General features: G+C 48.5%; 22 protein-coding genes. 16 read left to right on the top strand and 6 right to left on the bottom strand.

Annotated features, from left to right (window positions below; genetic code table 11):
* Positions 1-31: 31 nt before the first annotated feature.
* From Q0991_RS05580 to murD, 3 genes are all read left to right on the top strand, one after another.
* Positions 32-874: an acyl-CoA desaturase gene (locus Q0991_RS05580; protein WP_299486270.1), complete on the top strand. Its 843-nt coding sequence runs from the start codon at positions 32-34 to the stop codon at positions 872-874.
* Positions 875-991: 117 nt separating this feature from the next.
* The gene (locus tag Q0991_RS05575) at positions 992-2,038 is read left to right on the top strand and encodes a zinc-dependent dehydrogenase (protein WP_299486269.1); all 1,047 of its coding nucleotides are present in this window, start codon (positions 992-994) and stop codon (positions 2,036-2,038) included.
* 72 nt (positions 2,039-2,110) lie between these two features.
* Entirely contained in the window at positions 2,111-3,493 is a 1,383-nt protein-coding gene (gene murD / locus Q0991_RS05570) for a UDP-N-acetylmuramoyl-L-alanine--D-glutamate ligase (protein ID WP_299486267.1), read from the top strand.
* A 464-nt stretch (positions 3,494-3,957) separates the two neighbouring features.
* Here the strand turns inward: murD and Q0991_RS05565 are convergent, their stop codons facing one another.
* The 4 genes from Q0991_RS05565 to Q0991_RS05550 all read right to left on the bottom strand — a co-directional run bounded on the left by Q0991_RS05565 (position 3,958) and on the right by Q0991_RS05550 (position 12,140).
* Positions 3,958-4,131 (bottom strand): hypothetical protein, encoded by a 174-nt coding sequence (locus Q0991_RS05565; RefSeq protein ID WP_299486266.1) that lies wholly within the window; start codon positions 4,129-4,131, stop codon positions 3,958-3,960.
* Between the two features lie 24 nt (positions 4,132-4,155).
* The gene (locus Q0991_RS05560; protein WP_299486264.1) at positions 4,156-7,890 is read right to left on the bottom strand and encodes a GTP-binding protein; all 3,735 of its coding nucleotides are present in this window, start codon (positions 7,888-7,890) and stop codon (positions 4,156-4,158) included.
* Between the two features lie 989 nt (positions 7,891-8,879).
* Entirely contained in the window at positions 8,880-10,403 is a 1,524-nt protein-coding gene (locus tag Q0991_RS05555) for an NAD(P)/FAD-dependent oxidoreductase (protein WP_299486262.1), read from the bottom strand.
* Between the two features lie 54 nt (positions 10,404-10,457).
* A complete protein-coding gene (locus Q0991_RS05550) occupies positions 10,458-12,140 on the bottom strand; it encodes a nitrate ABC transporter substrate-binding protein (RefSeq protein ID WP_299486260.1) in 1,683 nt (560 codons plus the stop codon).
* 576 nt (positions 12,141-12,716) lie between these two features.
* On the opposite strand from Q0991_RS05550, the gene Q0991_RS05545 reads away from it, so the two are divergent.
* Positions 12,717-13,952, top strand: coding sequence for a DUF4255 domain-containing protein (locus tag Q0991_RS05545; protein ID WP_299486258.1), 1,236 nt, complete (start codon positions 12,717-12,719; stop codon positions 13,950-13,952).
* Between the two features lie 648 nt (positions 13,953-14,600).
* Positions 14,601-15,149, top strand: a complete 549-nt coding sequence (locus tag Q0991_RS05540; protein WP_299486256.1) for a hypothetical protein — start codon at positions 14,601-14,603, stop codon at positions 15,147-15,149.
* Positions 15,150-15,465: 316 nt separating this feature from the next.
* Here Q0991_RS05540 and Q0991_RS05535 read toward each other — a convergent pair whose 3' ends face one another.
* Both Q0991_RS05535 and Q0991_RS05530 read right to left on the bottom strand, forming a co-directional pair.
* Complete coding sequence (locus Q0991_RS05535; protein ID WP_299486254.1) at positions 15,466-16,254, bottom strand: reverse transcriptase/maturase family protein; 789 nt, start codon at positions 16,252-16,254, stop codon at positions 15,466-15,468.
* 81 nt (positions 16,255-16,335) lie between these two features.
* Positions 16,336-16,554, bottom strand: a complete 219-nt coding sequence (locus Q0991_RS05530; RefSeq protein ID WP_299486252.1) for a hypothetical protein — start codon at positions 16,552-16,554, stop codon at positions 16,336-16,338.
* Between Q0991_RS05530 and Q0991_RS05525 the strand changes: the two genes are divergently transcribed.
* From Q0991_RS05525 to Q0991_RS05475, 11 genes are all read left to right on the top strand, one after another.
* The gene (locus tag Q0991_RS05525; protein WP_299486250.1) at positions 16,531-18,573 is read left to right on the top strand and encodes an ATP-binding protein; all 2,043 of its coding nucleotides are present in this window, start codon (positions 16,531-16,533) and stop codon (positions 18,571-18,573) included. The genes Q0991_RS05530 and Q0991_RS05525 overlap by 24 nt on opposite strands.
* A gap of 36 nt (positions 18,574-18,609) precedes the next feature.
* Positions 18,610-19,029 (top strand): XisH family protein, encoded by a 420-nt coding sequence (locus tag Q0991_RS05520; RefSeq protein ID WP_299486248.1) that lies wholly within the window; start codon positions 18,610-18,612, stop codon positions 19,027-19,029.
* Complete coding sequence (locus Q0991_RS05515; RefSeq protein WP_299486246.1) at positions 19,017-19,349, top strand: XisI protein; 333 nt, start codon at positions 19,017-19,019, stop codon at positions 19,347-19,349. The genes Q0991_RS05520 and Q0991_RS05515 overlap by 13 nt, the downstream gene beginning before the upstream one ends.
* A 15-nt stretch (positions 19,350-19,364) precedes the next feature.
* The gene (locus tag Q0991_RS05510; protein ID WP_299486244.1) at positions 19,365-19,487 is read left to right on the top strand and encodes a hypothetical protein; all 123 of its coding nucleotides are present in this window, start codon (positions 19,365-19,367) and stop codon (positions 19,485-19,487) included.
* 3 nt (positions 19,488-19,490) lie between these two features.
* Complete coding sequence (locus tag Q0991_RS05505) at positions 19,491-19,853, top strand: hypothetical protein (protein WP_299486242.1); 363 nt, start codon at positions 19,491-19,493, stop codon at positions 19,851-19,853.
* 91 nt (positions 19,854-19,944) lie between these two features.
* The gene (locus tag Q0991_RS05500; protein WP_299486240.1) at positions 19,945-20,625 is read left to right on the top strand and encodes a hypothetical protein; all 681 of its coding nucleotides are present in this window, start codon (positions 19,945-19,947) and stop codon (positions 20,623-20,625) included.
* 250 nt (positions 20,626-20,875) lie between these two features.
* Positions 20,876-21,586 (top strand): hypothetical protein, encoded by a 711-nt coding sequence (locus tag Q0991_RS05495; RefSeq protein ID WP_299486238.1) that lies wholly within the window; start codon positions 20,876-20,878, stop codon positions 21,584-21,586.
* Between the two features lie 12 nt (positions 21,587-21,598).
* Positions 21,599-21,742 (top strand): hypothetical protein, encoded by a 144-nt coding sequence (locus tag Q0991_RS05490; protein ID WP_299486236.1) that lies wholly within the window; start codon positions 21,599-21,601, stop codon positions 21,740-21,742.
* A gap of 100 nt (positions 21,743-21,842) precedes the next feature.
* On the top strand, positions 21,843-22,403 hold the full coding sequence (locus tag Q0991_RS05485) for a Uma2 family endonuclease (protein WP_299486235.1): 561 nt from the start codon (positions 21,843-21,845) through the stop codon (positions 22,401-22,403).
* 59 nt (positions 22,404-22,462) lie between these two features.
* Positions 22,463-22,891, top strand: a complete 429-nt coding sequence (locus Q0991_RS05480; RefSeq protein WP_299486234.1) for a DUF4157 domain-containing protein — start codon at positions 22,463-22,465, stop codon at positions 22,889-22,891.
* 61 nt (positions 22,892-22,952) lie between these two features.
* Positions 22,953-23,522 carry a GNAT family N-acetyltransferase gene (locus tag Q0991_RS05475; RefSeq protein WP_299486232.1) on the top strand — a complete coding sequence of 190 codons (570 nt, stop codon included), beginning with the start codon at positions 22,953-22,955 and terminating at the stop codon, positions 23,520-23,522.
* Positions 23,523-23,978: the final 456 nt, after the last annotated feature.

The raw sequence follows: 23,978 nt of genomic DNA, 5'->3' as shown, positions 1-23,978 counted from the left end.
TTGTCGAAATATTCATTTACAAAGAGACTAAATGACTATCGCAACACCGCCATCACAGCTTAAGCGTGATTGGACCTTTATTGTGGTCCTAATTGCTATCCATATTGGAGCACTGTTTGCCTTCGTACCCAGCAACTTTAGCTGGGCAGCCGTGGGCTTTGCCGTCTTTTTTCACTGGGTCACCGGTGGACTCGGCATCACCCTGGGTTGGCATCGGATGCTCACCCACCGCAGTTTCAAAACCCCCAAGTGGCTGGAGTATTTTCTCGTCTTTTGTGGATCCTTAGCCTGCGAAGGCGGCGTGATTTGGTGGGTTGGCTTGCATCGCAATCACCATATGCATTCTGATACGGATCTGGATCAGCATAATTCCCGCAATGGCTTCTGGTGGAGTCACATGGGCTGGATGATTCATGAAATCCCCGCAGAAGCAGACATTGACAAACTGACGAAAGACATCAATACCGATCCTTTTTATCGGTTTTTGGATGACTACTTCTTCCCCATGCAAATTGTCTTTGGGGTATTGCTGTACTTTATTGGCGGTTGGCCTTTAGTGGTCTGGGGTATTTTTGTCCGCTTGGTATTGGTCTATCACTGCACTTGGTTTGTGAATAGCGCCACCCATAAGTTTGGCTACAAAACCTATGAGTCTGATGACCAATCCACCAATTGCTGGTGGGTTGCCCTCCTAACCTATGGTGAAGGCTGGCACAATAATCACCATGCTTTTCCTCAGTCGGCTCGCCATGGCCTGCAATGGTGGGAAATTGATACCACTTGGATGATGGTCAGCCTGCTCAAAACTCTGGGCTTAGCGGAAAAAGTTCGTCTGCCGAGTCCCCAACAAATTGCCGCCAATGATGGTGCCTAGGCGTTACCACCCATAATTCTTGAATGAAACCCTGCCGGATGGTGGGGTTTCATCGCTTGAGGCCCAGGAAGCGACACGATAAGCTGGGTACAGACGTTAGTTAGGGTTCGGGACAGCATGAAAGCTCAAGTCTTTCGCGGGGTTAATCAGCTCAGTTACGAAGAAGTCCCCAAACCAGACATCGGTGAAGATGAAGTCCTGGTTCAAGTCAAGGTTGTGGGACTTTGCCAATCTGACATTAAAAAAATTCGCTATCCCCTCTACGAGCCACCCCGCATTTTTGGCCATGAAACGGCAGGTGAGATTGCCGCCGTTGGCTCCGCTGTCAAAGACTGGCAGGTGGGGCAACGGGTCGTCGTGCTGCACCATATTCCCTGTATGCACTGCGACTACTGTCTGAATGACAACTTTTCCATGTGCGAGGTGTATAAAAACATCACCACCACAGCAGGATTTAGTCCCAGTGGCGGTGGCTTTGCCGATTATGTAAAAGTGCCGGGGCATATTGTTCAGCGCGGTGGCTTAGTCGAGATTCCGAAGGATATTTCCTTTGAGCAAGCCAGCTTTGTTGAACCCACCAACTGCTGTTTAAAGGCCGTCACCAAAGCCGATATCAAACCGGGACAAACGGTTTTGATTACGGGGGCTGGCCCCATTGGCCTGATGTTTGTGATGCTCGTCAATTATGTAGGGGGCCGGGCCATCGCCACGGATCTCCTACCCACGCGAATTGAAAAAGCGAAGCAGGTGGGCGCGACGGCGGCCTTTGATGCTCGGGATCCAGACCTGGCTACAAAAATTCAGGACCTAACAAATGGCATGGGGGTAGATGTGAGCTTGCTGGCGGTACCCAGCGATAAAGCTTTTTTCCAAGCCCTCGACTGTACCCGCAAGGGGGGCAAGATTCTGTTCTTTGCCGAATTCCCCGATGAAGTGGAAATTCCCATTAATCCCAACGTCTTGTATCGTCGCGAAATCGATTTAATTGGTAGCTATAGCTCTTCTTTTCGGCTACAGAAACAGTCGGCGGACATTATTTTCAACAAGCGAATTGATGTCGATGCCTTAGTCAGCGATCGCTATCCGCTTCAAGACTTAGCGAATGCGGTCGAGCAGGCGGTTTCTCCTGGACCTGAGACCTACAAGATCTTAATTTATCCCTAAGAAGCATTTAATTAGAGCAAAGGGGCCACCAAGCGATACGATCAGGATTGCTGAATCACGTTGTTCCCTTCTATGCCTGCTGTTCATATTATTGGTCTTGGCCGCTCCGGTATCGCGGCTGCTCGTCTGCTGCGCCGGGAGGGGTGGCAAGTTTCGGTGGGTGATGCAGGCCATTCAGAAGGGTTAGTGGCGACGCAGAAAACCTTGGCGGCAGAAGGCATCCCCGTTCATTTAAATCTGAGATTTTCCCTATCAGCCTTGGCTGAACTCGGTCTGGACCGTCCTGATCGGATTGTGGTCAGTCCTGGGGTGCCGTGGCAGCTGCCGGCTCTGAAGGAGGCACGGTCTCAAGGTATTGAGACTTTTGGTGAACTTGAACTGGCCTGGCGATACCTCAAGCAATACCCTTGGGTCGGGATTACAGGCACCAACGGCAAAACCACCACGACTGCCATTGTCGAAGCCATCTTTAAGGCGGCAGGGTTGCGGGCACCCGCCTGCGGCAATATTGGCTATAGTGCCTGTGAACTGGCCCTAGCAGGCGAGCCGCTGGACTGGGTGATTGCGGAGGTGAGCAGCTACCAAATTGAATCCTCTCCCACCCTAGCCCCCACCATCGGCGTCTGGACGACCTTCTCTCCCGACCACTTGGAGCGTCATGGCACCGTTGAGTGCTACCGAGAGATTAAGGCTTTGCTCCTCAACCAGTCCAAACAGAAAATTCTCAACGGTGATGATCAGGGCTTGATTAAAGGCTTACCTTGGCGATGGGCTGATGCCTATTGGACGAATAGCCATGGCCCCAGCTTGCCGGATGCCTGTAATGGTCAACGCTGTCCAGTGCCCAATATTTTTATTGAAGAGGGATGGGTGAAGGTGGAAGGAGAACCGATTGTGCCGGTATCCTCCATGCGGATGTTGGGGGTTCATAACCAGCAGAATCTTTTACTGGCAGTGGCTGTGGCTCATTTGGCGGGGATTGGGAAGGATGCGATCGCAACTGCTGTATCCACGTTTCCCGGTGTGGCCCATCGCCTGGAACATATCTGTACCTGGCAAGGCGTAGATTTTATTAATGACAGCAAGGCCACCAATTATGAAGCTGCCCAAACGGGCTTGGCTGCGGTGAATAGTCCTGCCATTCTGATTGCGGGCGGAGAAGCTAAAGTCGGTGACGATCAGGCATGGCTGCAAACCATTCAGACTCAAGCTGCCAAGGTGTTATTGATTGGCAGCGCAGCGGATGCTTTTAGCCAGCGTCTTAAGGCAATTGGGTATGACGATTACGAAATCGTGGAAACAATGGAAAAAGCGGTGACTAGAGCTGCTGAATTGGCCTCTTCGCTCCAAGCCAAAAGTGTGCTCTTATCACCTGCCTGTGCCAGCTTTGATCAATACCTAAACTTTGAGAAACGGGGCGATCATTTTCGTCAATTATGCCAAGAAGCACTGTGAAAATTAGATTTAATGGAGTTCATAAACCACATTCTACTGGCGAAAGACATATTCAGACGGTTAATCACAGGATCTTTCAACCCTTTAGACTTATGTAAATGGCACAAATTTCCACATCAGTAAGAGTGAGATGATTTCTAATAAGTAGCTCACACACACGCTTGGGTTCATTAGGCCATCAGTAAGAGTGAGATGATTTCTAATAAGTAGCTCACACACACGCTTGGGTTCATTAGGCCATCCCAAAGATAGCCTTTTCGCTTGGAAAGTGTATTCCGCTTGAACGAGCAACACCAATCACCATATAAAGCAGGACTTCTCATCTTAAAGTCGTTGCGTAAAATTTCTTCGATTTCAGCAACACGTGGATAAAAACTTCTTTGAAAATGTTTCCACTGACTTTCAAGAATCCAGAAAAATAGTGGAATGGCAGTTCCTAGCAACACGACTAAAGCTTGCTTTTGCTAAAATGCAAGGAGTATTGCAGCCCCTGCTCCTGATATGCCAAGGGCTTTGATAACCCAGATTTGCCGATTGTAGTCTTCGATAGTGGCTTGCAAAAAAAAATATTCTTCTTTGAGCAGCTCCAGCTCAAATTCAGGTGATGGAGAAGAGGGAGAATGTTGTGGATGGGACATCAGAAATTTAATAAAGATTTTGCTTTATGCAAAGTTGATATCGAAGAATGGTACTTTACCACGTCCACCATCGGGATCAGGGAACTCATTCCAGCCTTGCCAAGCACCATCTGGCCTAGGTTGCTCACGTACATAAACTCGCGCACTCTTTAAATCATGAGCAATTTCCAGCAGATTGTAAGAACGAGCACTACCATCAGTAATTTGGTCACGTTTAGAGCCAAACGTTCCTGTACCGATGACATGCAAGTTGCAACCTTCTTCCCAGTGGTCAATCCACTGCCGCCGCATTTCATGGACGTCGCCATGTAAGCACAGTTTGACGCCTGATGTTTGAAGGTTGGAAATAAAAGCGAGGTTTTGCATGGCCCATGGCCCATGAACAGCGTGGTGAAAAACGGCAATACGAAGTTGGGGTTGGTTGCGCTTTCGGTCACCGCGTCGAACTGCGAAGTCAACCTGTTGATTAGCAAGTTTGATAGCATTTGCCAATGCTTCGGGGTGAACACTTGAGCGACTTGGGAAAAACTGATCAATCTCCCAGGCTGTATTCAATGCTATGAATTGAACGCCTGTATCTGCGAAATGGTAAGACATCCCTTGCTGTTCTGGAGCTAGCGGATAACCCTCTGACGACATAATCTTATGATAAAAGGCATCAGAGAACTTTTTGAAGCGATTGGGATAGTCATCTTCAACACGCTCTAGGTAAATGTCGCCTTTCTTGATTACTCGTTGCTTGTCGTTGGGGGAGACTGAAGAGGAAAGTCGATAACAAGAATCGCGGCGTTGCACATCATGGTTACCTGGTACAAAAATGCATCGAGTGGACGCCAAGCCAAAGTTACTTTCTTCCAAGAGTTTTTCGATAAATTGGCGAGCAACATCAAAGCCCGCGTCATCACCACGATGGGTCACGTCTCCAGAAAGAACGAGGTATTCAAGCTGATTAATTGCTGGGAAATTAGGATTGTCGCATCTAAGGTCCTCAATCAGCCACTGCAGGGAAGCTGTTGGTGAAACATCCACCTCAAAGTGCAAATCACTAAGATGCAAGAGGCGAATTGGCGCGTTATTTTTTCGGCTGATAGTTTCGTTAGCCACAGCGGCTTTGACCCGAGCAGCTGCTTTACCAGTTTCTTTCTCAATTCGCTTTCGGAGGGCAATAATTTTTGCATCTGACGCTGGGTCACGTTTGCGAATGCGTGCAATCCCCTCGCTGATTAATGTTTTACGTTCACAGACGGGGCAGACAACATCTTTTTCTTCAGCAGCAATTCTCAATCGAATAATCCGTTCGGGAATTTCTTCGCCACAGGCACACTTAATGGCCTGATGCTCTTGAATTTCGACACCATGATCTTTGAGGTGTTGTTCAACAAAACGGGTAAAGAGATCTCGTCGATCTGATGGCGTTTCATCAGAGAAGAACAAATCGACGTGAGCAAGACCACCTGTGCGTTTAATTTGTCGGACACCACAAATGCCTTCTTCTGAACGCTCAAATTCAACACGCCCTGCATCAAGTCGCCCTTCCCCAAATTCCTCGCTGACCATCAGCTTAGACACTAATGAAGCATAGATGTTATCAATTGCACCCGTAAAGTCGTAATACAGCGAGACACTATGCTCCAGGTTCCCACCATTTGTTCGGCCAGCCGGGAAAAGTGTAGGAAAGACCAACAGGCCACCGTGACGAAAACAAATTCCATGCTGAATCATTAGCTCGACGATGCATTCAAGCACCATTCGTTCATCATCCCGCTTGAGGCGTTCTTTTTGTGTGATACCCGGCAATGGAATGCCTTTTGCTGACCCCAGCAACCGTTCTTCCAGTACTGGCACACCGCGCGGGTTGTTGCGAGCAGATAGGATTAGCGAACCAGCGTACCTTTCGATGATAGGCAACTGTAGTATTAGTGCATCATCACCGCCTGTCAGCTTTGTGCGGGCAATGATTCCCTGAGTTGCGAGCTGATTGGTTACTGCATCAACTGCCGCTTCTTCATACTTGTCTGCCACAGATTGTTTGATAGCTACCTTAAACTCTTCCAGAGTGAGAACGATCGCATTTTCTTTGCAACGACGCTCAATATCATCACGAATATGCTGGAATAGCTCAGGTCGCGTGGTTTTAGCCATTTGCTCCCAATCTAGTACATTAGCGATCACTTTTCGTAAGGTTTTCGTCTTGCGTCCCGTTCTGGCACTCAAATCGACGAATGCTGTAAAACCGCATTCCTGGCAGAGTAAGTCAATACTCGTATGATTAATATGCTTACTCTGGCGAGCGTTATCAACTTTAGCTCCTATCAGCAATTTGACCGCCTTATCTTGACCAAGATGCTTTTCCAGCCGTTTATTCCAGTCCCGTGCCTCATCCAGTGCATTCTTGCCACGAGTTGGATCGATCAGCACCAATGCAAGGGTCGTATCGTGTAGAAACATCTGATGTACGAGCTGATACTCATCCTGCCCACCAAAATCCCATAACACCACATCTCGTCGTTGGCCTTCCGGCGGCTTAACCTTAGGATGCAGCTCTTCAGCTTCCATCGACCAGAACCTCATCCCGTGTGTTGTACCCTGTTCATAGTCTTCAGGATAGCGATCTTCAGCAAGCCGCATAGCCAGACAGGATTTACCAACATTACTTTCACCCACAAGGACGATTTTTGCCGATGTATACCGTAGTAAATTACTTTTGGCTTGAGACTGATCAAGGAGAGTTTGAGGATCTATTTCCCAGATACAGATAACTTCGTCTTTTTCTCCAAGGGTCGCTAGAGTGTTACGACTAGGATGGAAACACAAGTTTGGAATTGACCAATTTGCCCCTGTCAATTGGAGCGTGGCAGCAATACTCCAATCATTACAATCGCGAAGTTGAACTTCATTATTGAATGTTCTTGTGGCAAGCAGTCGACCATCAGACGAGAAAGAAGCATACGTTGTGTCAGACGTGTGGCCTTCCAGACGCTCCATCAACTTCATACGCTTCATGTCCCATATGTTTATGTGCTGGCTTCTGTGACCACAAGAAGCCAGGATGCTACCATCGGGAGACCAAGCTAGTGCAAATACGTTATCATAAGTCCCACACTCAAAAGAATTGTTTAATTCCCAAGACCTCCCATCCCAAATATGTATATCTGAACCTCTACTACCCTGGCATGAAGCTAAGCGCTTAGTCACAGGGCACCATGCAATGTGATGAACTTCATTTGTATACTCCCCAACTTCGCGGACAACGACGTCCTTATCAATATTCCAAATCAAAATAGATGGATCACCGATTCTCGGTGCAGATGCCAAATATTCTTCTTGAGATATCCACAACAGATGGACTATATTTTGAGAATGACCAATTGATTGCCTTAATTCCCTGCCAGCCTGAACTTCAAGGATCTTTATCCCGTCTCTGTCAGAATTAAAAGCTACTACATTGGCGTCACGGATAAATGCCACAGTGCTAGTGAATTCTGTTGCTTTTAGCTTATTGAGGCATTTCCCGTTCTGAGCATCCCAGATGCGGACGAACCCGTCACTAGAAGGAGAAGCGATGAATCGACCGCAGGGTGACCAGGTAATGCGTCCGATAGTTGCTTGGTGTCCACGACAAATAGCGCGCAATCTCATCCCCGGCACCGGCTCCTCACCTATTCGGATTCCATCAGCCTCATTGAGTACAAGGGGATCGGCTAAGGTGACAGGTTCTTCAGGGGGCTGTCCCTTTCGTTTTGATGTCCGCTTTGCCATTAGTATCTCTATATCATTCGATATCTAAACCACCTTAATATAGCCACAAAATTCCTGAATAATCCGCATTAGCTGCGCTTGTAGAGTTCATCCCTCGATATAACTCCTACTGTCCCACCAATAGATGCTTTAGGATGATTTAGGTGCATAATTTTAATCAAACGGCTTCATTCTAATTTCGTCTATGCACATCGGTCATCGATAGTGAATCGGTATAGTGTAGAGGTTAGCTGTAGCTGATTGGCGAGCTTATGCTTTACCAAATCACAAACGGGATATTGACATAAAAATCCTAGCTGTGGTTAATTTAGAAGACTTAGCAATACTCAAGTTATAGTCGATGGGACTCACCATTGCTTCTCAAATCGTCAATACTGAATCATGAGGTGGTTTTGGCAGCCACTAGCTAAAGATAACGGCTATGCAACGAGAGTCCTTGGAATTGTAAGTACATAAAATAAGTCCGTAGGGGCAATTGGAAGGCTTCTAACGATGAACCTTCCCATGCTAGTAGGGGATGTCTAACGTCATTGCACTGGAGCTAAAGAATGTGCAGCCAATTTTGTGCATAAAATAGTTGTTCTTGAGCAGCCTAATTGTGTTGCTCAATTGCTAAGGGTAAAGAGATTGAAATATTTATAACGAAGCTATGATCCTTGCTTAGCCAGTGTTTTTAAGGTTTTACCTTAAGGATGGGTAGTTTATTACCCATCAGCATATGGCTTATTATGGTTTATCGATTGTGGGTTAGTTATTCCTCTCTCTTGTATCCTCTGTTTGTGGGAATTGGCTTTTGTTTAGCTTGGGGGATTGTAGGGTTGATACTTTGGAATATTGGATCTGCGATCGCATAGAGTATCTGAGTCTAAAAACGCATGAATCCAATCCCTTGTGGCAACTGCTAAATGACTATCACCTTGAGTGCTCTGTTTGTCCTGATATTGCCTTATCAGAGAAGGCGATTCACTGTAGAGACTTTGCTGCACCACCTACAGCACCGCCTGAATCTGCTGTGAAGAGACTAAAGTATTGGCACAGAGAATCCCGGATGCCGCTGCTGCAGGGACACCAATCCCGGGCATGGTTGAATCTCCAACTCGATACAGATCTGATATCGGCGTATGGCAACTGGGAAAAGTTCCCTTTCCGACCGCTATGGCAGGACCATAGGTGCCCTGATAGCGACGCAGATAGTGGCGATGGGTGAGGGGGGTGCCGATCAGTTCTAGGGTGATGCGAGATCGCACATCGGGTATCACTTTTTCTAGGGCTCGATAGAGCGACTGTGCCCTCTCCTGCTTAAGCTGCTTATAATCCTCCACCTGCTCCCAGGGAGCGAAGGGTTCTAGGGTATAGGTATGAATCACATGATGTCCTTCGGGGGCTAGGGACGCATCCCAAACTGAGGGAATCGACACCATGCAGGTATTGCCAGGGTGAGTGATGGGGTGTTGGTTGCTGTGGATCACCACATGATGTCCAGGCAGACTTGATAGTCCTTCAGCTCGGATGCCCACATGAAGGTGCATAAAGCTATCCACAGTGGGGGTGGCTAAAGACCGTCGCCGATAGGCAGGCGGCAAATCCTCTGGTTTCAGTAACTGCTGATAGGTATCCCAGATTGTGGCATTGGAAATCACGGTTGGAGCGGTGAGGCGTTCCCCTTGCTTGAGCTGAATTCCCTGAACTTGACCTCCTTGAACTAAAATTTGGTCTACATGGGCCTTCAAGCGAAGTTCACCGCCCCACTTCTTCAGACCTCGGACCAGAGCTTGGATAATGGCGGGACTGCCGCCCATAGGATAATCAATGGTGGAACCGGACCGTTCCCCAAACATAAACGCCATTTCTGGGGCAACGGTGTCTTGGGCCGTTAATCCAGACAATAAAAAGCATTCCAAATCAAACAGGCGGCGCACCCAAGGATCGCTCACGGACCGATTCAGCATTGCTCCGGCGGAACTTTGGATATTGCGGAGTTGGGGTAATAGCTGGGCTAAGGCCATCGGCCGATGCCGGATCAACCAAGGAATGAGGGTCCAGTTGCTGCGTAAGGTAAGGAGGGGAATTTGCTTAAGCGGAGCAAACAGAGCCAGAAAATCTTGTTCTAGTTTTTGGAGTTGGCGAGCACCGTCAGGGGTGATTTGAGCGACGGCTTCGCGATATTTTTGAGCGTTTCCATAGATGGGGAAGCCCCCTTCTAAGTGCCCGGCCGGATCGTCGTCCGGGAAGTGATAGTAGCCGAGAGGATCGTATGCGATCACATCTATCGTTTCGCCCAGAACCTGCAACACTTGGCGAACGGGATTCAGGCTCTGAGGGTCACTTAGTCCACAATAAAAGGAGGGGCCAGTATCAAAATGAAAGCCTTGGCGTTGAAATCCGTGGGCAGCCCCACCCGGAATGGCATGGCTTTCGCAGATCAGAACTCGTTTACCGTATCGAGCCAATAAACTGCCCGCAATCAGTCCCCCAATACCACTACCAATCACGAGGACGTCATAATCTGTCATTGTTGCTCTAAGGGCCTTAGGGTTGTCTTTATCAAATGCTAACGCCAGAACGGGTTAAGGGGTTAGCTCTTTGCCAATCGAGACCCTAATATTTGGACTTTCCGTACCACCAGAATTCAAAGTAGTCTGAAGACTGGCGGTCGGCAACTTATCCACAACATATTGCTCTACCGCTGTCGCCCGACTTTTTAACAGCGCTAAGGCTCTAGCACTGCTGGTATCTGCAAAGGTGGCATTAATTCGCACCGTATCATTGGGATTCGCGGTATCCAAAACCTGATCCAAGGCCTTTTTCCCTTGATCATTCAGTTGGGCGGATCCCACTTCAAATTGAATGGCGATCGTTGTCTGTGTTGAAGTTGATGTTTTGGCTTGGGGCTTTTGGGGCGCAGAGGCGGTGGGGGCAGGCTGAGAAGCAGGTGCAGTCGGTTGGGCAATCGCTTCTTGTAAAGCAGGGCAGCTTGCAGCATCGTTAGACGTTGCTAACTCAGCAATAAAACGACCATCATAGAGCTGATCAACCGTATTCGGTGTTGTGGTTAAGCGCCCGCTGCCGTATAACACTTCTTTAGTGTAATTGAGGCGCTGACGAAGCAGTTTCGTCGGGCCATTCATCCAGTGATTGGCACAGTTGATATCAAAAAAGTACACCCCCTGCAAAAAGTTCAGGGCTTCTGATGAAGTCAATCCCCCTAAACTTTCAAACTGCTGCCGCCAAGCCGTTTTATCAATGGAACGTCGGGCAATATGCTCGTAGTAGGCCTTGACAAACTGTTTGACTTTGTCAGGGTGATTCTCCAGAACTTGAGGAGACGCCACCACCACATCCACAATCGATCGTTGAACATGGGCAGAAGATAGAGAAGGGATATATCCTGCTCGATTCGCCTGCGTGACGTGGGGTTCCCAAAAAATTCCGGCGACGATATTGTCTCCAGGTTGAGGATTCTGAAACCGCTGCCACGCCGTCGATGAGTCATCTACACGAATAATGTTGAATTTCTCCAACGCAAAATATGGCGACTTGTCGGTCAACAAAATACTGAGATATTCGCTGGGGGTATTCCCTGCAAAAATGATGGAAAGCAGTTCTCCCTGCTGTGCCGCTTGAGTGGCTGCACGATTTAGCTCCTGAATCGTGGTGACTTGGGGAAATTGCTTGTTATTGAGGACAAGACGGTCCGCGCCTCGGGTCCAATCCCACATGGCGATGATTTTGCCCGTACTAGGGGTTTCAAATAGCTGATTGATGGTCGTCACCATAAAATCAACTTCACCACTGGAGAGCTTTTGCGATCGCGTTTTCTGATCCAGCTCATCTGCGTAGCCAATCGTGATTTGCGCCCCTTTAAGCTTTTTCTGGAACGCCTGATCCCATAAGGTGCTATAGCCTAAAAACGTATCGCCTAAAACCTCAATATCAGTTGGACCAGGACTAGCAACTGGCGTACCCGCTCGCTGCCTAGGACTAGAGAGTGCGATCACCGCACTGAGAGCACCCGCCAAGAGCAAAAAACTTAGGAGAACCGTTTTTTTGCTGGGTCGCTTGGATTTGTCATCAGATGCTGAAGTCTTTTGGGCTTGAAGGGGACGTTTATGCTTTGGCTTATCGTACAGGGGAGCCCCACAAACGATGCACTTGGTCATATGCATCCGGGTCACAAAGTCACATTGCCAGCAATATTTGCGGTTACTTTCGTCGCCAGCTTTACTTTCTATATCTAATTCAGTCGCCAACAGAATGTCCCCTCAGCATTCATGACTTCCATTATATAGACATGATAGGTCGTAAATCCTGTACAAAAGGCCATCCGGTTGCAGCGCCTTTATGGGGGGAACCATCAGAAAGAACATGATCTGATTTTTCTCTAGGAGGCAAATAAAATATGTTCCATTGGCAAAGATTCTCAGGCGAGAATTGCTGAGTAAAACTGGCCGAGAGAATTTCCGAGAACGACTTTAATGGCCTCACTTTCAACCTGAAATCATCCTGCTTAATATCCGTTGGTATTGCCGTTATCTACTCAACCATCGCGTCTTGAAAGAGAGCAAAGTCCTTGTTTCTGCTCTAGCGCATAGGAGATATAGCCCCAATAAAAGTCAAAATTAGGTTTCTGGAGTCATATTTTCGACTAAAGACGGGTTGACGGACAAATATTTACCTATATTAGCCGCAATGTTTGGTATGGATAGAGAATAGACAAGAAAATAAGATTTCAAATGCTGTCCTGCGAAAGGTGAGCCATGGCGTTTTGCCCCAGCGATTGGGCTTTATTTTCGATCGAAAATTGAAGGTTGGGAGCTTTGATAGACATGAGCAACTCGATGGCGATCGCAGCGGTGACCACCACGTTGCAAAGTGTTCTTTTTTTGGGGGTTCGCGATGAGTTAGGCAGTGGCCGGATAACGGCCCTTCCCCTCGATAAGGCCCGCAGCAAAGAGGAGGGGAATCAGGTGAATCTCTACCTCTACCATACGGCGATAAATATGGGCTGGAAAAATCTTCCTAAACCGGCGCGGCCCAAGGGGACAACGGAGAAACCCCCTTTGGGTCTCGATCTGTTTTATCTGGTTACGGTATATGGCGAGAAGGAGAGTGAGGCGAAGAGTCATCGGTTATTGGGGCGGGTGATGAGTATTCTCCATGATCATTCCACGTTGAAGGCGGCGGAGATTGAGGCGGCGACGGTGATGGAGTTGCCGGAGAGTGATCTGCACAAGCAAACGGAGCAAATTGTGATTACGCCCCAAGCCTTGACCCATGAGGAGATGTCTCAGGTGTGGCGGGGGTTTCAGGCGCAGTATCGCGCGTCGTTGGCCTATCAGGTGTCGGTGGTGTTAATTGATAGTCAGCGACCGATGGATTTGGCGTTACCGGTGTTGCCACGGTTGCCGGAGGGGCGGGGGGCGATTGCTCAGGTGTTTCCAGGGGGAGCGACGTTGGCGGAGGTGCGGTTGCCGAATCGGCAGCGAAGTGCCCAGTGGGGAGATCGGTTGCGGCTGCGGGGGACAAACTTGCTAGACCCGGCGTTGCAGGTCCATCTGGCCCATGCCCAGTGGTCGGAACCGAAGGTGTTGGAGCCGTTGCCGGGGGGGACGGCGTCGGAGTTACAGGTGCAATTGCCGGATTTGGTGGCGATGCCAGAGGAGGCTAGGGAGTGGCGGGCGGGGTTTTACACGCTGTCTTTGGTAATTCCTCGGGAGCAGGGGGCTTGGTCTTCTGAGGCTTGGCCGTTGGCGATTGCACCGAAGCTGTTAAGGGTGGAGCCGTTGACGGCGGAGGCGGGGGTAGTGCGGCTGACGGTGACTTGTATGCCTCCGGTGCAGGCGGATCAGGGGGTGACGTTACTGTTGGGAGATCGGGGGGTGCCGGTGATGGGGATTGAGGAGGAGCGTTTCGGGTCTGAGTTGCAGGTGGAGGTGGAGGATATAAGGTCTGGGGTATATGTGATGCGGTTGCGGGTGGATGGGGTGGATAGTATTCCGGTGGATTTTTCGTCGAGTCCGCCGCAGTTTGCGGAGAATCAAACTTTGGTGATTGCCGAGTGATATTAGCATATGAGAGGCTGTTTGAAAAGACTTGTCTTCTACGAAAATATATTCATTTCAGGCTCTATCTGCCAACGAGAAATCAAGGATTGTAAACTACTGGATGACCTTTTCAAACAGCCTCTCATATGCTAATCCAAGTTGCTAGTTATCGAAAAGCACCTAAAACTGGACCAAATTACTGTTCAAAACTGTATCTATCAGTACCAAAAGCTCCAGCTTTGTATCATTGGATACGTTTTAGAGAAGTAACTAGCAAATTGGGTTACTAAGGCTAGGAACACAGGTTGACAAAGGTCAGTGAAAAGGCTCGTGAGCAAACGGAGGAGCATGTTAACCACCAAGATTAAAATTGATGGGTAAAAAGGGAAGAGCGGAATAAGACCAGAAGAGCGAAAGATGGATAAAGTCGTAATCCGAGCGGCCCAAAGCAAGGAAGGCCGAAAGATGCAAAGAGCGAAAGGAATCGCGGGGAGGGAAAATCAGCGTAGTTCCGATGCCCATAACCAATTTAATCTATAGAGCCCAACATTCTGTTGCTGACAAGAAGGAAAGTCGGCGTAGATCCGACGCCTATAACCAAACCAGGAAATGTGAAGGACGAGAGGACAAATCGCAGAAACAAGGTAAACAAGAGGAGAAGGCAAAATGCAGCGAGAACATCGACCGGACAGAGATTTGAGAGAAACCGGAACACCCGCCCGAAGAGATGAAGCAAGGTTGGATATCCATCGGTGTCAAAAAAACATAGCGCTTAGCGCACCAATACAGCCAAGACGTATCAGCGTCGAGAATGGAATGCAGATGAGTAACGTGCCATTAGCATGGCCGCGACGGCGCACAGGTCACGGCGGCACGTGGATAAAAATTCAAAGAGCAAAGGACCTAAAGTCAGAGAACAAGAAGCTGTGGGTGAATAAAGCCAAGCAAGGACTAGATGAAAAAGTAGAGAAGTGGTTAAACGAAAATGCGATAGACAAGGTTAATCAGAAAGGCAATGGCGAGGTCGTGGGCGACTATGACAATGTATTTCATCAAACGCATGTGGGAGGAAAGGGGAACAGTGTTTGGTGGCAAATTAAAAATGGACAGATGTGGGTGCTAGGAGAAGCAACTCATGGTAAGACGAACTCTGACTATAAATTCAGCAACAAAGCGGATGGCATGCCAAAAAACTACACAAGAAAGAAAAAATAGAAAAACAAGGACAGGATAAGGAGAAAGTATGAGGATAAGAACAAACTGTCGCAAAGAGCCAAAGGGCAAGCGGAGGAAGATGAAAGGGATAAGACTATGAGAAGGTGTTGCAAAGGACGCACCGAGCGCAAAGCCCACAACGGCGCGCCTAATAGCAATCCGCACGCATAACCTAGTAAATGAAGGACTTATAGGTTTTGATCAACGCAAACGAGGCCAAAAATCTCTCTATTCCCCGGAGAACCAAAAATACACCGAGACAGCGCCTCCAACAAAAACGTCTGTCCCAAAGACAAAGGCCAATGTCACTCAAAATCTAACGTAACCATGCCTGGGCATATGTTTCGATGCGAACCGCATCTGTACCCTGCTCATAAAGCCGAAACATCTTCTCCAACATCCGAACCACCGATTTCCTCGCAATCCGTAATCCATCACGCGAAAACCAGTAACCCAAGAAATCAAATCCCCGCTTGATCCGGCCGATAAACGTCTTATCGGGATATTTCTCCACCCGTAACGCCGCCAGTTCCTCATTCACCGCTTTAATTGCCCGCCGTAATTTCCACCGCGTGGGGGCCAGCACCACCCAATCATCCATAAACCGGACATAGAAGCAGCCCAGGGCCGCCATCCGGTCATCCAGCGGTTTCAAATACAGCGCGCCCATCAGAGGGGATAAGGGACAGCCCAAGGAGATCCCCTGGCGGATATCCACATAGTTTCCCCCATCCGACACCAAACGAGCCAAATACTGGCCCACCAACTCCAACACCATCGGATCATCCACATAGGTCGTAACCTGCCGAAACAATAGCTCATGATTAATATTGGCGTAATATCCCTCAACATCCGTGCGCAGCACAAACGGGTTGTCGCCCAAATGGGCGGCCACCTTGCGGACCGCGCCTTTCATCCCCCCACGGCCAGCCACATGAAACACCCGCTCCGACAACTGCGGTCCCAGGTGATCTCCCAAAACGATGGCGAGGGCTTTTAAGACCAGTGCATCCAGTGCGCACCACAACTCCACCCGGCGCTCTGCCCCTCGGATCAGCCGTTGCGCCTGGAACCGATAGGTCCCGGCTAACAACTGCCCTTGCAACCATGGTTTTTTCTCCTGCCACCAGCGCCGGACCTGCCATACATCGTTGTTGGGGTGGTAATTGCGCCGCTGTTTACACAGTCAGTCATAGGCCACATCAATCACCTTATCCGAGGCCACCTGTTTGATCAGCGCATCTGGCACGGCTTCTACCTCCCCGTCTTTATTCGTCTCCGTCTTTGAGGCAGCAGACTCTACCGATTCCAGGTAAACGGTAGCGGTTTCAATTCTACCCTCGGGCAGCGATACTAAAGACAGCGATGGGGGAGCAACAGAATGAGCGACCAGGTAACCTGGCACAAAGCCAATTTGACCTATCTCACAGTAGGACTCCACTGGTTGCGGCTCCGCTTACAGCACAAGATTTCTGAAGAGACCGCCACAGCCGCCGAGATTGCGGACGCCGAGACAGATATGGCAAAGGCCGCTGCCATTGATCCACCTCCTGCCCTACTGACCCTAAGCGATAGTTTAGGACTGACAGAATTTGAACAAGAGCTATTATTTTTCTGCGTCGCCATGGAATTGGATACCGAAATTGCCGATTTTTGTGCCCAAATTCAGGGCGAGACGCAGAGCTATCCCACCTTTGCCTTGGCCTTTGGGCTGTTCGAGGGTCCGGTTTGGGATGTTGTTGCTCCAGAAGGACCCTTACGATCCTGGCGATTAATCGAAATTCATCAATCCGGGGTGCAGCCCTTAACCGTCAGCCCTATCAAAGCAGATGAGCGGATCGTCAACTACCTCAAAGGGCTCAATTACCTGGACGATCGGCTGATGTCATTGGTGACTTCCGTACAAGGGGCACCAGAGTCGGAGGCAGAGCTAGCTCCTTCACAGCAGCAAGTAGTGACAGCGATTTCCCATCAGCTTCAGGCTCTGCCGGAGGGACAGCGGCTACCTTTGATTCAACTCTTGGGGCGCGATCGTCTCAGTAAACAGGGAGTCGCCGTCGCCGTGACCGAGTTCTTTGGTCTGCCTCTTATGCGATTGCGACTAGAGCGATTGCCCACCCATGCCGCCGAGCTGGAAACCATTTTGCGATTGTGGCAGCGGGAAATGCGGTTGTACCCCGTCGCCCTATACCTAGAAGGCTCGGACCTAGAGGGCAACACTGAAAAGAACTCAGCAGTAGTTCTGAACACCTTTTTAGATCAAGTCCATGGGCTCTTTTTCTTGGATATTCGCGACCAAACCGTCTCGATCGAGCAACCCACCCTATCCTTTGAAGTCATGAAGCCCACGACCTTGGAGCAGTGGCAAACCTGGAAGCAGGTGTTTGGACGAGGACGCAACCATAATGCAGCCCTGTTATCTAGCCAATTTAATTTCAACTTGAAGGAGATTCAGGACATTGGGGCTACGACCAAGGCAGAGATAGGGCAAGTCACACCCGTTTTAGGTTCTGCCAAAAGCAAAACAACTCAGACCACAGCATTATGCGATCGCCTCTGGCAAGCTTGCTTAGTGCGTACTCGGCCCCAATTAGATGCCCTGGCCCAACGATTGGACACCAAAGCCACCTGGGAAGACATAGTCTTGCCCCCCGACCAAACCCAGTTGCTGCAACAAATTGCTGGCCAGGTCCGGCATCGCAACACTGTGTATGACGAGTGGGGGTTTCGGGAGCGGATGAACCGCGGCTTAGGAGTGAATGCCTTGTTTGCAGGGGAGAGTGGCACAGGCAAAACCATGGCAGCAGAAGTGATCGCCAACGATTTACAGTTGAATCTCTATCGGATTGATCTGTCAGCAGTGGTGAGTAAATATATAGGCGAAACGGAGAAAAACCTGCGACGGCTGTTTGATGCCGCGGAAGATGGCGGCGCGATTCTATTTTTTGATGAAGCCGATGCCCTGTTTGGCAAGCGCAGCGACGTCAAAGATAGCCACGACCGCTATGCCAATATTGAAGTGAATTATTTGTTGCAGCGGATTGAAGCCTATCGAGGGCTAGCGATATTAGCGACCAATTTAAAGGGGTCGATGGATCGTGCATTTATGAGACGATTGCGGTTTGTGATTAGTTTTCCCTTTCCCTCAGTCGCGTCGAGACAGGAAATGTGGCGCAAGATATTTCCAACCAAAACGCCCATTGGCGATTTGGATTATAAGCATTTAGGGCAGCTCAATTTAACAGGAGGGAGTATCCACAATATTGCCATTAATGCAGCATTTGCAGCTGCCCAGGACGAGGGAAGAGTGGGCATGAAGCATATTTTACGAGCGGCACGAGCAGAGTTTCAGAAATTAGATATGCCCATTTATGAAGGAGACTTTCGGTGGGATGATCCGGCCCTCGTGAAAGCAGGGCGATAGTTTTTAAAATGGTGGGGAACAGGTTGAACTCAAACCATGACCGCTAAAGATCGATTTCACGATCTCGTCAAAACTGCCTTAATTCAAGAAGGGTGGACGATTAACGACGATCCACTCCATCTGCGTATGAGTGGTGTAATCAATATGTATATCGACCTGGGGGCAGAGAAGGTGATCGCTGCTGAGAAGGCCGGAGAAAAAATTGCGGTTGAGATTAAACGTTTTTTGGGGGCTTCTACGATTTCCGAGTTCCACTTAGCTGTAGGGCAATTCATCAATTATCGCTATGCATTAGAAGCAGAGGAACCGGACCGGCGTTTGTACTTGGCCGTCCCCCTATCGGTTTACGAGGAATTTTTCAAGCTCACGTTTATTCAAAAAGTGGTACAGCGGAGTCAGCTCAATTTGCTGATCTATGATGTTGAAGCGGAGGATATTGTGCAATGGAAACCCTAGAAACATATCGCCAGATTGTGCAGCAACTGTTGACCACCTACGCAAACAGTGGCGGAGATGACCGAGTTGAAGCGCAAACTATCTTTGATACAGAATGGGACCATTATCAATTAATCTATGTAGGATGGCACCGTCAGCGGCGGGTGTTTGGGCCAGTGTTGCACTTGGATATTAAGGACAGCAAGATTTGGATTCAGTGGAATGGCACTGAGACCGATATTGCCGCAGAATTAGAAGAGCAAGGCGTCCCCAAAGACAATATTGTATTGGGGTTTCATACGCCAGTGATGCGGAAATATACGGAATATGCGGTGAGTTAGGGAGGTGTCTGTCAATTGTTTGATGCAGCGGAAGATGGCGTCACGACTCTATTTCTTGGTGAGGCAGATGTCTTGTTTGGCAAGCGCAGCGACGTCAAGGATAGCCACGGCCGCTATACCAATATTGCAGTGAATTAATTATTGCAGCAAATTGAAGCCTATCGAGGGCTAGCGATATTAGCGACCAATTTGAAAGGATCTATGGACAGTGCCTTTATGCGGCGACTGCGGTTTGTGATTAGTTTTCCGTTTCCCTCGAACGTATCACGGCAGGAAATGTGGCGAAAGGGATTTCCTGCCAAAACGCCCATTTTTGATTTAGATTATGAGCATTTAGGGCAGCTCAATTTAACAGGGGGGAGTATCCACAATATTGCCATTAATGCAGCATTTGCTGGCGCTGCAGATGAAGGGGTAGTGGGCATGGAGCATATTTTGAAGGCAGCGTGGGCAGAGTTTCAGAAATTAGATATGCCCATTTATGAGGGGGATTTTGCTTGGTAGTCAGTCATTGGTAACAAGGTTGACATAAACCACATTTTAAAACTGCTAGAGAGTATAACCCCGTGATCTGAAATGCAAGAAGAGGAGCATTATGCAACGTGAGCAACCATCGAAAAAAATATCCTTGCAAGACCTACATAGTGAGAAGCACGGTATAAAACATACTGCAATTAATTCAGCATTAAACCTATCAGAAGAAAATCACTACAGTACTCCTTCTTCTGATTGTGATGGGTTTAAGCTACACCATGACCTCACTCAAATCCCCCTAGCAGAGGTGGTAAAAGTTGTACAGAAGGCGCGTCCACGCTCAGCTAGTAATCCAGAGAAAGTCAAGGGCGGAAAAACGGTCTTATGCTATGGCGTATCACAGGGGCACTATGCAAGTGTATCGAGTTTTAAATCGGTGGGAACATCGAGTTTGGCCTCCTGCTTTGTCGTCATCTGCCTGCAGGGGAAAAACGTATTTTTCTCCCATGTCCATGCCTGCAATGACAAGGTCTTGGAAGATTTATGCAACAAATTAGACGTAAAAAAAACCATGATTTACAAAGGCAGTTCTCCTTCAGAAAATACAAATCAGATGGTTGAAAAGCTCGTAAAACTGGGAGCAGCCCTAAAAGGTTCAACAGCAACAGGAACAGTGGTTTACGACGGTCTCACTAAAGAAATCACAACCCCTGGAAATATCGAACCGAGCAACAAAGAATATAAGGCGAATAACTCAACCGGTGCCACAATGGGAGCGGATGAGAATCTGAAGTCAATGTAAGGGTGACATTGTCAGTAGGAAGGACAAGATGTATGTCTGTCTCGCAATTTTCTATCCCTAGCTTACGTTTCCCGATCAGAGTATAGTTCTCTCGATTGCTGGGTACATTACCCTAATAAATATTGCAATTCGTTGAGATTTTCGTTGAGCAAAACACTTAGTGATTCCTTGAACCACTGTGGCCGTGGAGATCGGCTAAGTGTTCAGCTCACATATTCCAAAGACTTCGTTCAATAAGGGGAATGAAACAATGCAGCGAACCGCATATACGGAGAGACAAAATAGGAAAAAGAAGTATCAAACCCATTCCACGCCGCTCAAAAAACATCTCTCCAGAGCAGCAGTACATTCAGAGGAAAACAGAACCGAATATCCCTCTGTTGGAATGACAAAAGGTACCGTCCCACCCATGCTTACCGTCCCTGTAGAACGGACCAAGCCAAACCGTAGGGAAAGAAGTGTTGGGTCAAATAACGCCCAAAAACAGCCTTTTCAGCTAGATAGAGCGACGGTTACTTCATCAGAAAGAGCCAGCAAGCATGGGAACGGTGGTTCTACATTACCGCTGCAAGCAAAAACTGTGATTCAGCAGTCGAGACTTCCCGAAGCAGTTCCTGATGTCAAACGGGAATATCCAGAAGAAATGAAAAAGGAATGGCTCGATCCTAAGAAATATAAAACCATAGATGACTATAAAGACAGCTTCGACAAACGTACAGAGCAAATCAACAAAAAGCCTGTCGTCAAAGTAAAAAAAGCAAAAGGCATATACCACGGCACATCAAAGGCAGCCGCCAAGAATATGGCGGCAACCGGTTTAACGCCTAGAGACCCAGCGATTATCGCTAAATTTGGTGACCCTGTAAAAAACAAACCACTTGAAGCGAGCAAAGACATGATCGCAAGTTACTCCCCTAAGCCAGACTACGGATCCTATGCTGTTACGCTGAAAGTCGTCTGAACACCAGAAGATGTGGCCACTGGCCAGTGGCGGCAATACCAGCATGGCAATAAAGAAATTATGACGACCATGATAGTGCCTGCAAAGCGCGTCAAAATCACAGAAGATGCAGGTACGACTTGGGAGAAACTCACTGACTGGGCAGCCGATCAGTAGTTTCATCTGCTCAACTCAAACCTATGCTTTTCAGCCGCGAGAAACGGTTGATGTACAACTAAAATAGAAGTCGAACCCTGGCCGATTGTAAGGAATCCCAATGGTACACACACCTTCCAAGTCTCTAACCTTACAAGCATTTCTGAAATTGCCAGAGACAAAACCTGCAAGCGAATTTATCAACGGCGAAATTATCCAAAAGCCCATGCCCAGGGGACGACATAGCCGCTTGCAAGGAAAACTCTGTGCAACTATTAATCAATCCGCCGAGGAATCTAAGATTGCCTATACCTTTTCCGAATTACGCTGTAGCTTCGGAGGTCGCTCCATCGTTCCAGATGTAGCCATCTTTCAATGGAACCGTATCCCATTCACGGCTAGTGGCGAAGTTCCAGACCACTTTGACTTGGCTCCCGATTGGACCATTGAAATTTTTTCACCAGACCAACGCCCCAACAAAGTGCTAGGCCATATTCTTCACTGCCTCGAATATGGCAGTCATTTAGGCTGGTTTATTGACCCAGATGACCTCAGCATTTTGTTCTGTCAACCCCAACAACAGCCCATTCTTTGCCAGAATGATCATGTTCTACCTACTTTTCCTGATTTAGGCTTATCCTTGACCGCTAATCAAGTCTTTGACTGGCTAAAAATGGGTTAATTCAGTCCCATTTAGCCCGAATGCTAAAATTCTAGCCATAGACCCAGAGGGTCATTTCTATGCACCACTATTCTCACCTATCCCGACGCCCATCCCGATCAGAGCCAGACCATACTTCGCTCCAGCGCACAGCCGTCATCCAGACGTCCTCGAACGGCGGGCGGGCTATCCCTACTCCCGTTCGCGCAAAAATGGAGCGAGCCTTTAATACTAGCTTTGCTAACGTCAAAGTCCACGAAGGTCGACAAGCGAAATCAGTGGGTGCGATCGCATATACCCAAGGCCATAATATCCACTTCGCCCCCGGCCACTTTAATCCCAATACCTCGTCTGGGCAAGCATTGCTCGGCCATGAATTAGCCCATGTTGTCCAGCAACGCCAAGGACGGGTCAAACCCACCGGCTCTGTCAATGGCTTACCGCTAAATGACAATCCGGCTTTAGAACGAGAAGCCGATGAACTCGGCAAAAAAGCCGCCCAGGGCTAATGATGCATCCCGCCTAATGTTTGTTGTCTCACGACCGTCAATTTTTGAATAGGTTTCTGCCATGGTGCAATACCCATCACGCGATCGCGCAAAATGGCCCGTTAAACCCCAATCCCACTCAAAGCCAGACTCGCTGCAGCGAACGTCGGTTATTGTCGATACATCCACCTCATCCCGCCCATCTGCCCAACCCAAACCAACCCAACCACCTCAAGACCTGAGCCGCATCCCCAACTCGATCACCCAGCGCCAATCCAGTCCCAATCCAACTAATATTCACATCGCTTCCCCCCAACCTAGTGATCGTGGGTATCAAAAGATAGCAGCTAAGGTGGGGGGTGGTCAATCCGTTGGCAGTGTTCAAATTAAAGGATCCACTGCACAGGGCAAGATGGAGATGGCCTCCCTATGGGTAAACCCCGAACATCGCCAACAGGGAATTTCTAAATCCTTGATCTCCGCTGCCACACAAGTTGGCAAACAGCAAGGCTATCGCAAAGCCTCGCTGGGGGTAGACCCAGAAGCACCTGGGATGAACACCTCTACTTTAAAAAACATCTATTCCCGGCAAGGCTTTAAATCTGCTGGTAAAGATGCGCTTGGGCGTCCTCTGATGGAGAAAAATTTATGATATGAGCCGTGGTCATGGTTTGAAAAAGGGTAATGGGAAAAGTGGCTGATACCGCCTCTAAGTCATGAATCTGGAGCAGTTTGAGCCGCTTTTATGGTTCTTTCTGACGTACTTCTACGGTTGCTGGAGAGCTCTATGGAGGTTCCAATGCTTCTTAGCGTTTTTTGGGAAGATATTGCTCTGCGTATCACAGTCCTGACGAGGGGTATTTGGGGCTCTTTAAGCTCAGATTAATGCATTAATAGGTGCATCCAACAGATGGGGAAGGGTTACTTAGGGCTTGCTTCGAAAGTCTCAGGTTCAATATTTGCAGTGTATCCAAGTGTTGAGTGCCCTTGAGAAATGCAAGGAAAATCGTTCAAAATACTCAAAACCCTTGCACATGCACCCCAATGTATCGTCGTCTATCCCCCGGTCAACTGTCCTTTGAGAACTTCTACTTGCCCTTCGGCGGCA

It is taken from the genome of Acaryochloris sp. IP29b_bin.137, assembly GCF_028285745.1.
GTDB lineage: Bacteria > Cyanobacteriota > Cyanobacteriia > Thermosynechococcales > Thermosynechococcaceae > Acaryochloris.
The sequence above is the reverse complement of the archived record's forward strand: the minus strand, read 5'-3'. Positions and strand labels throughout refer to the sequence as shown.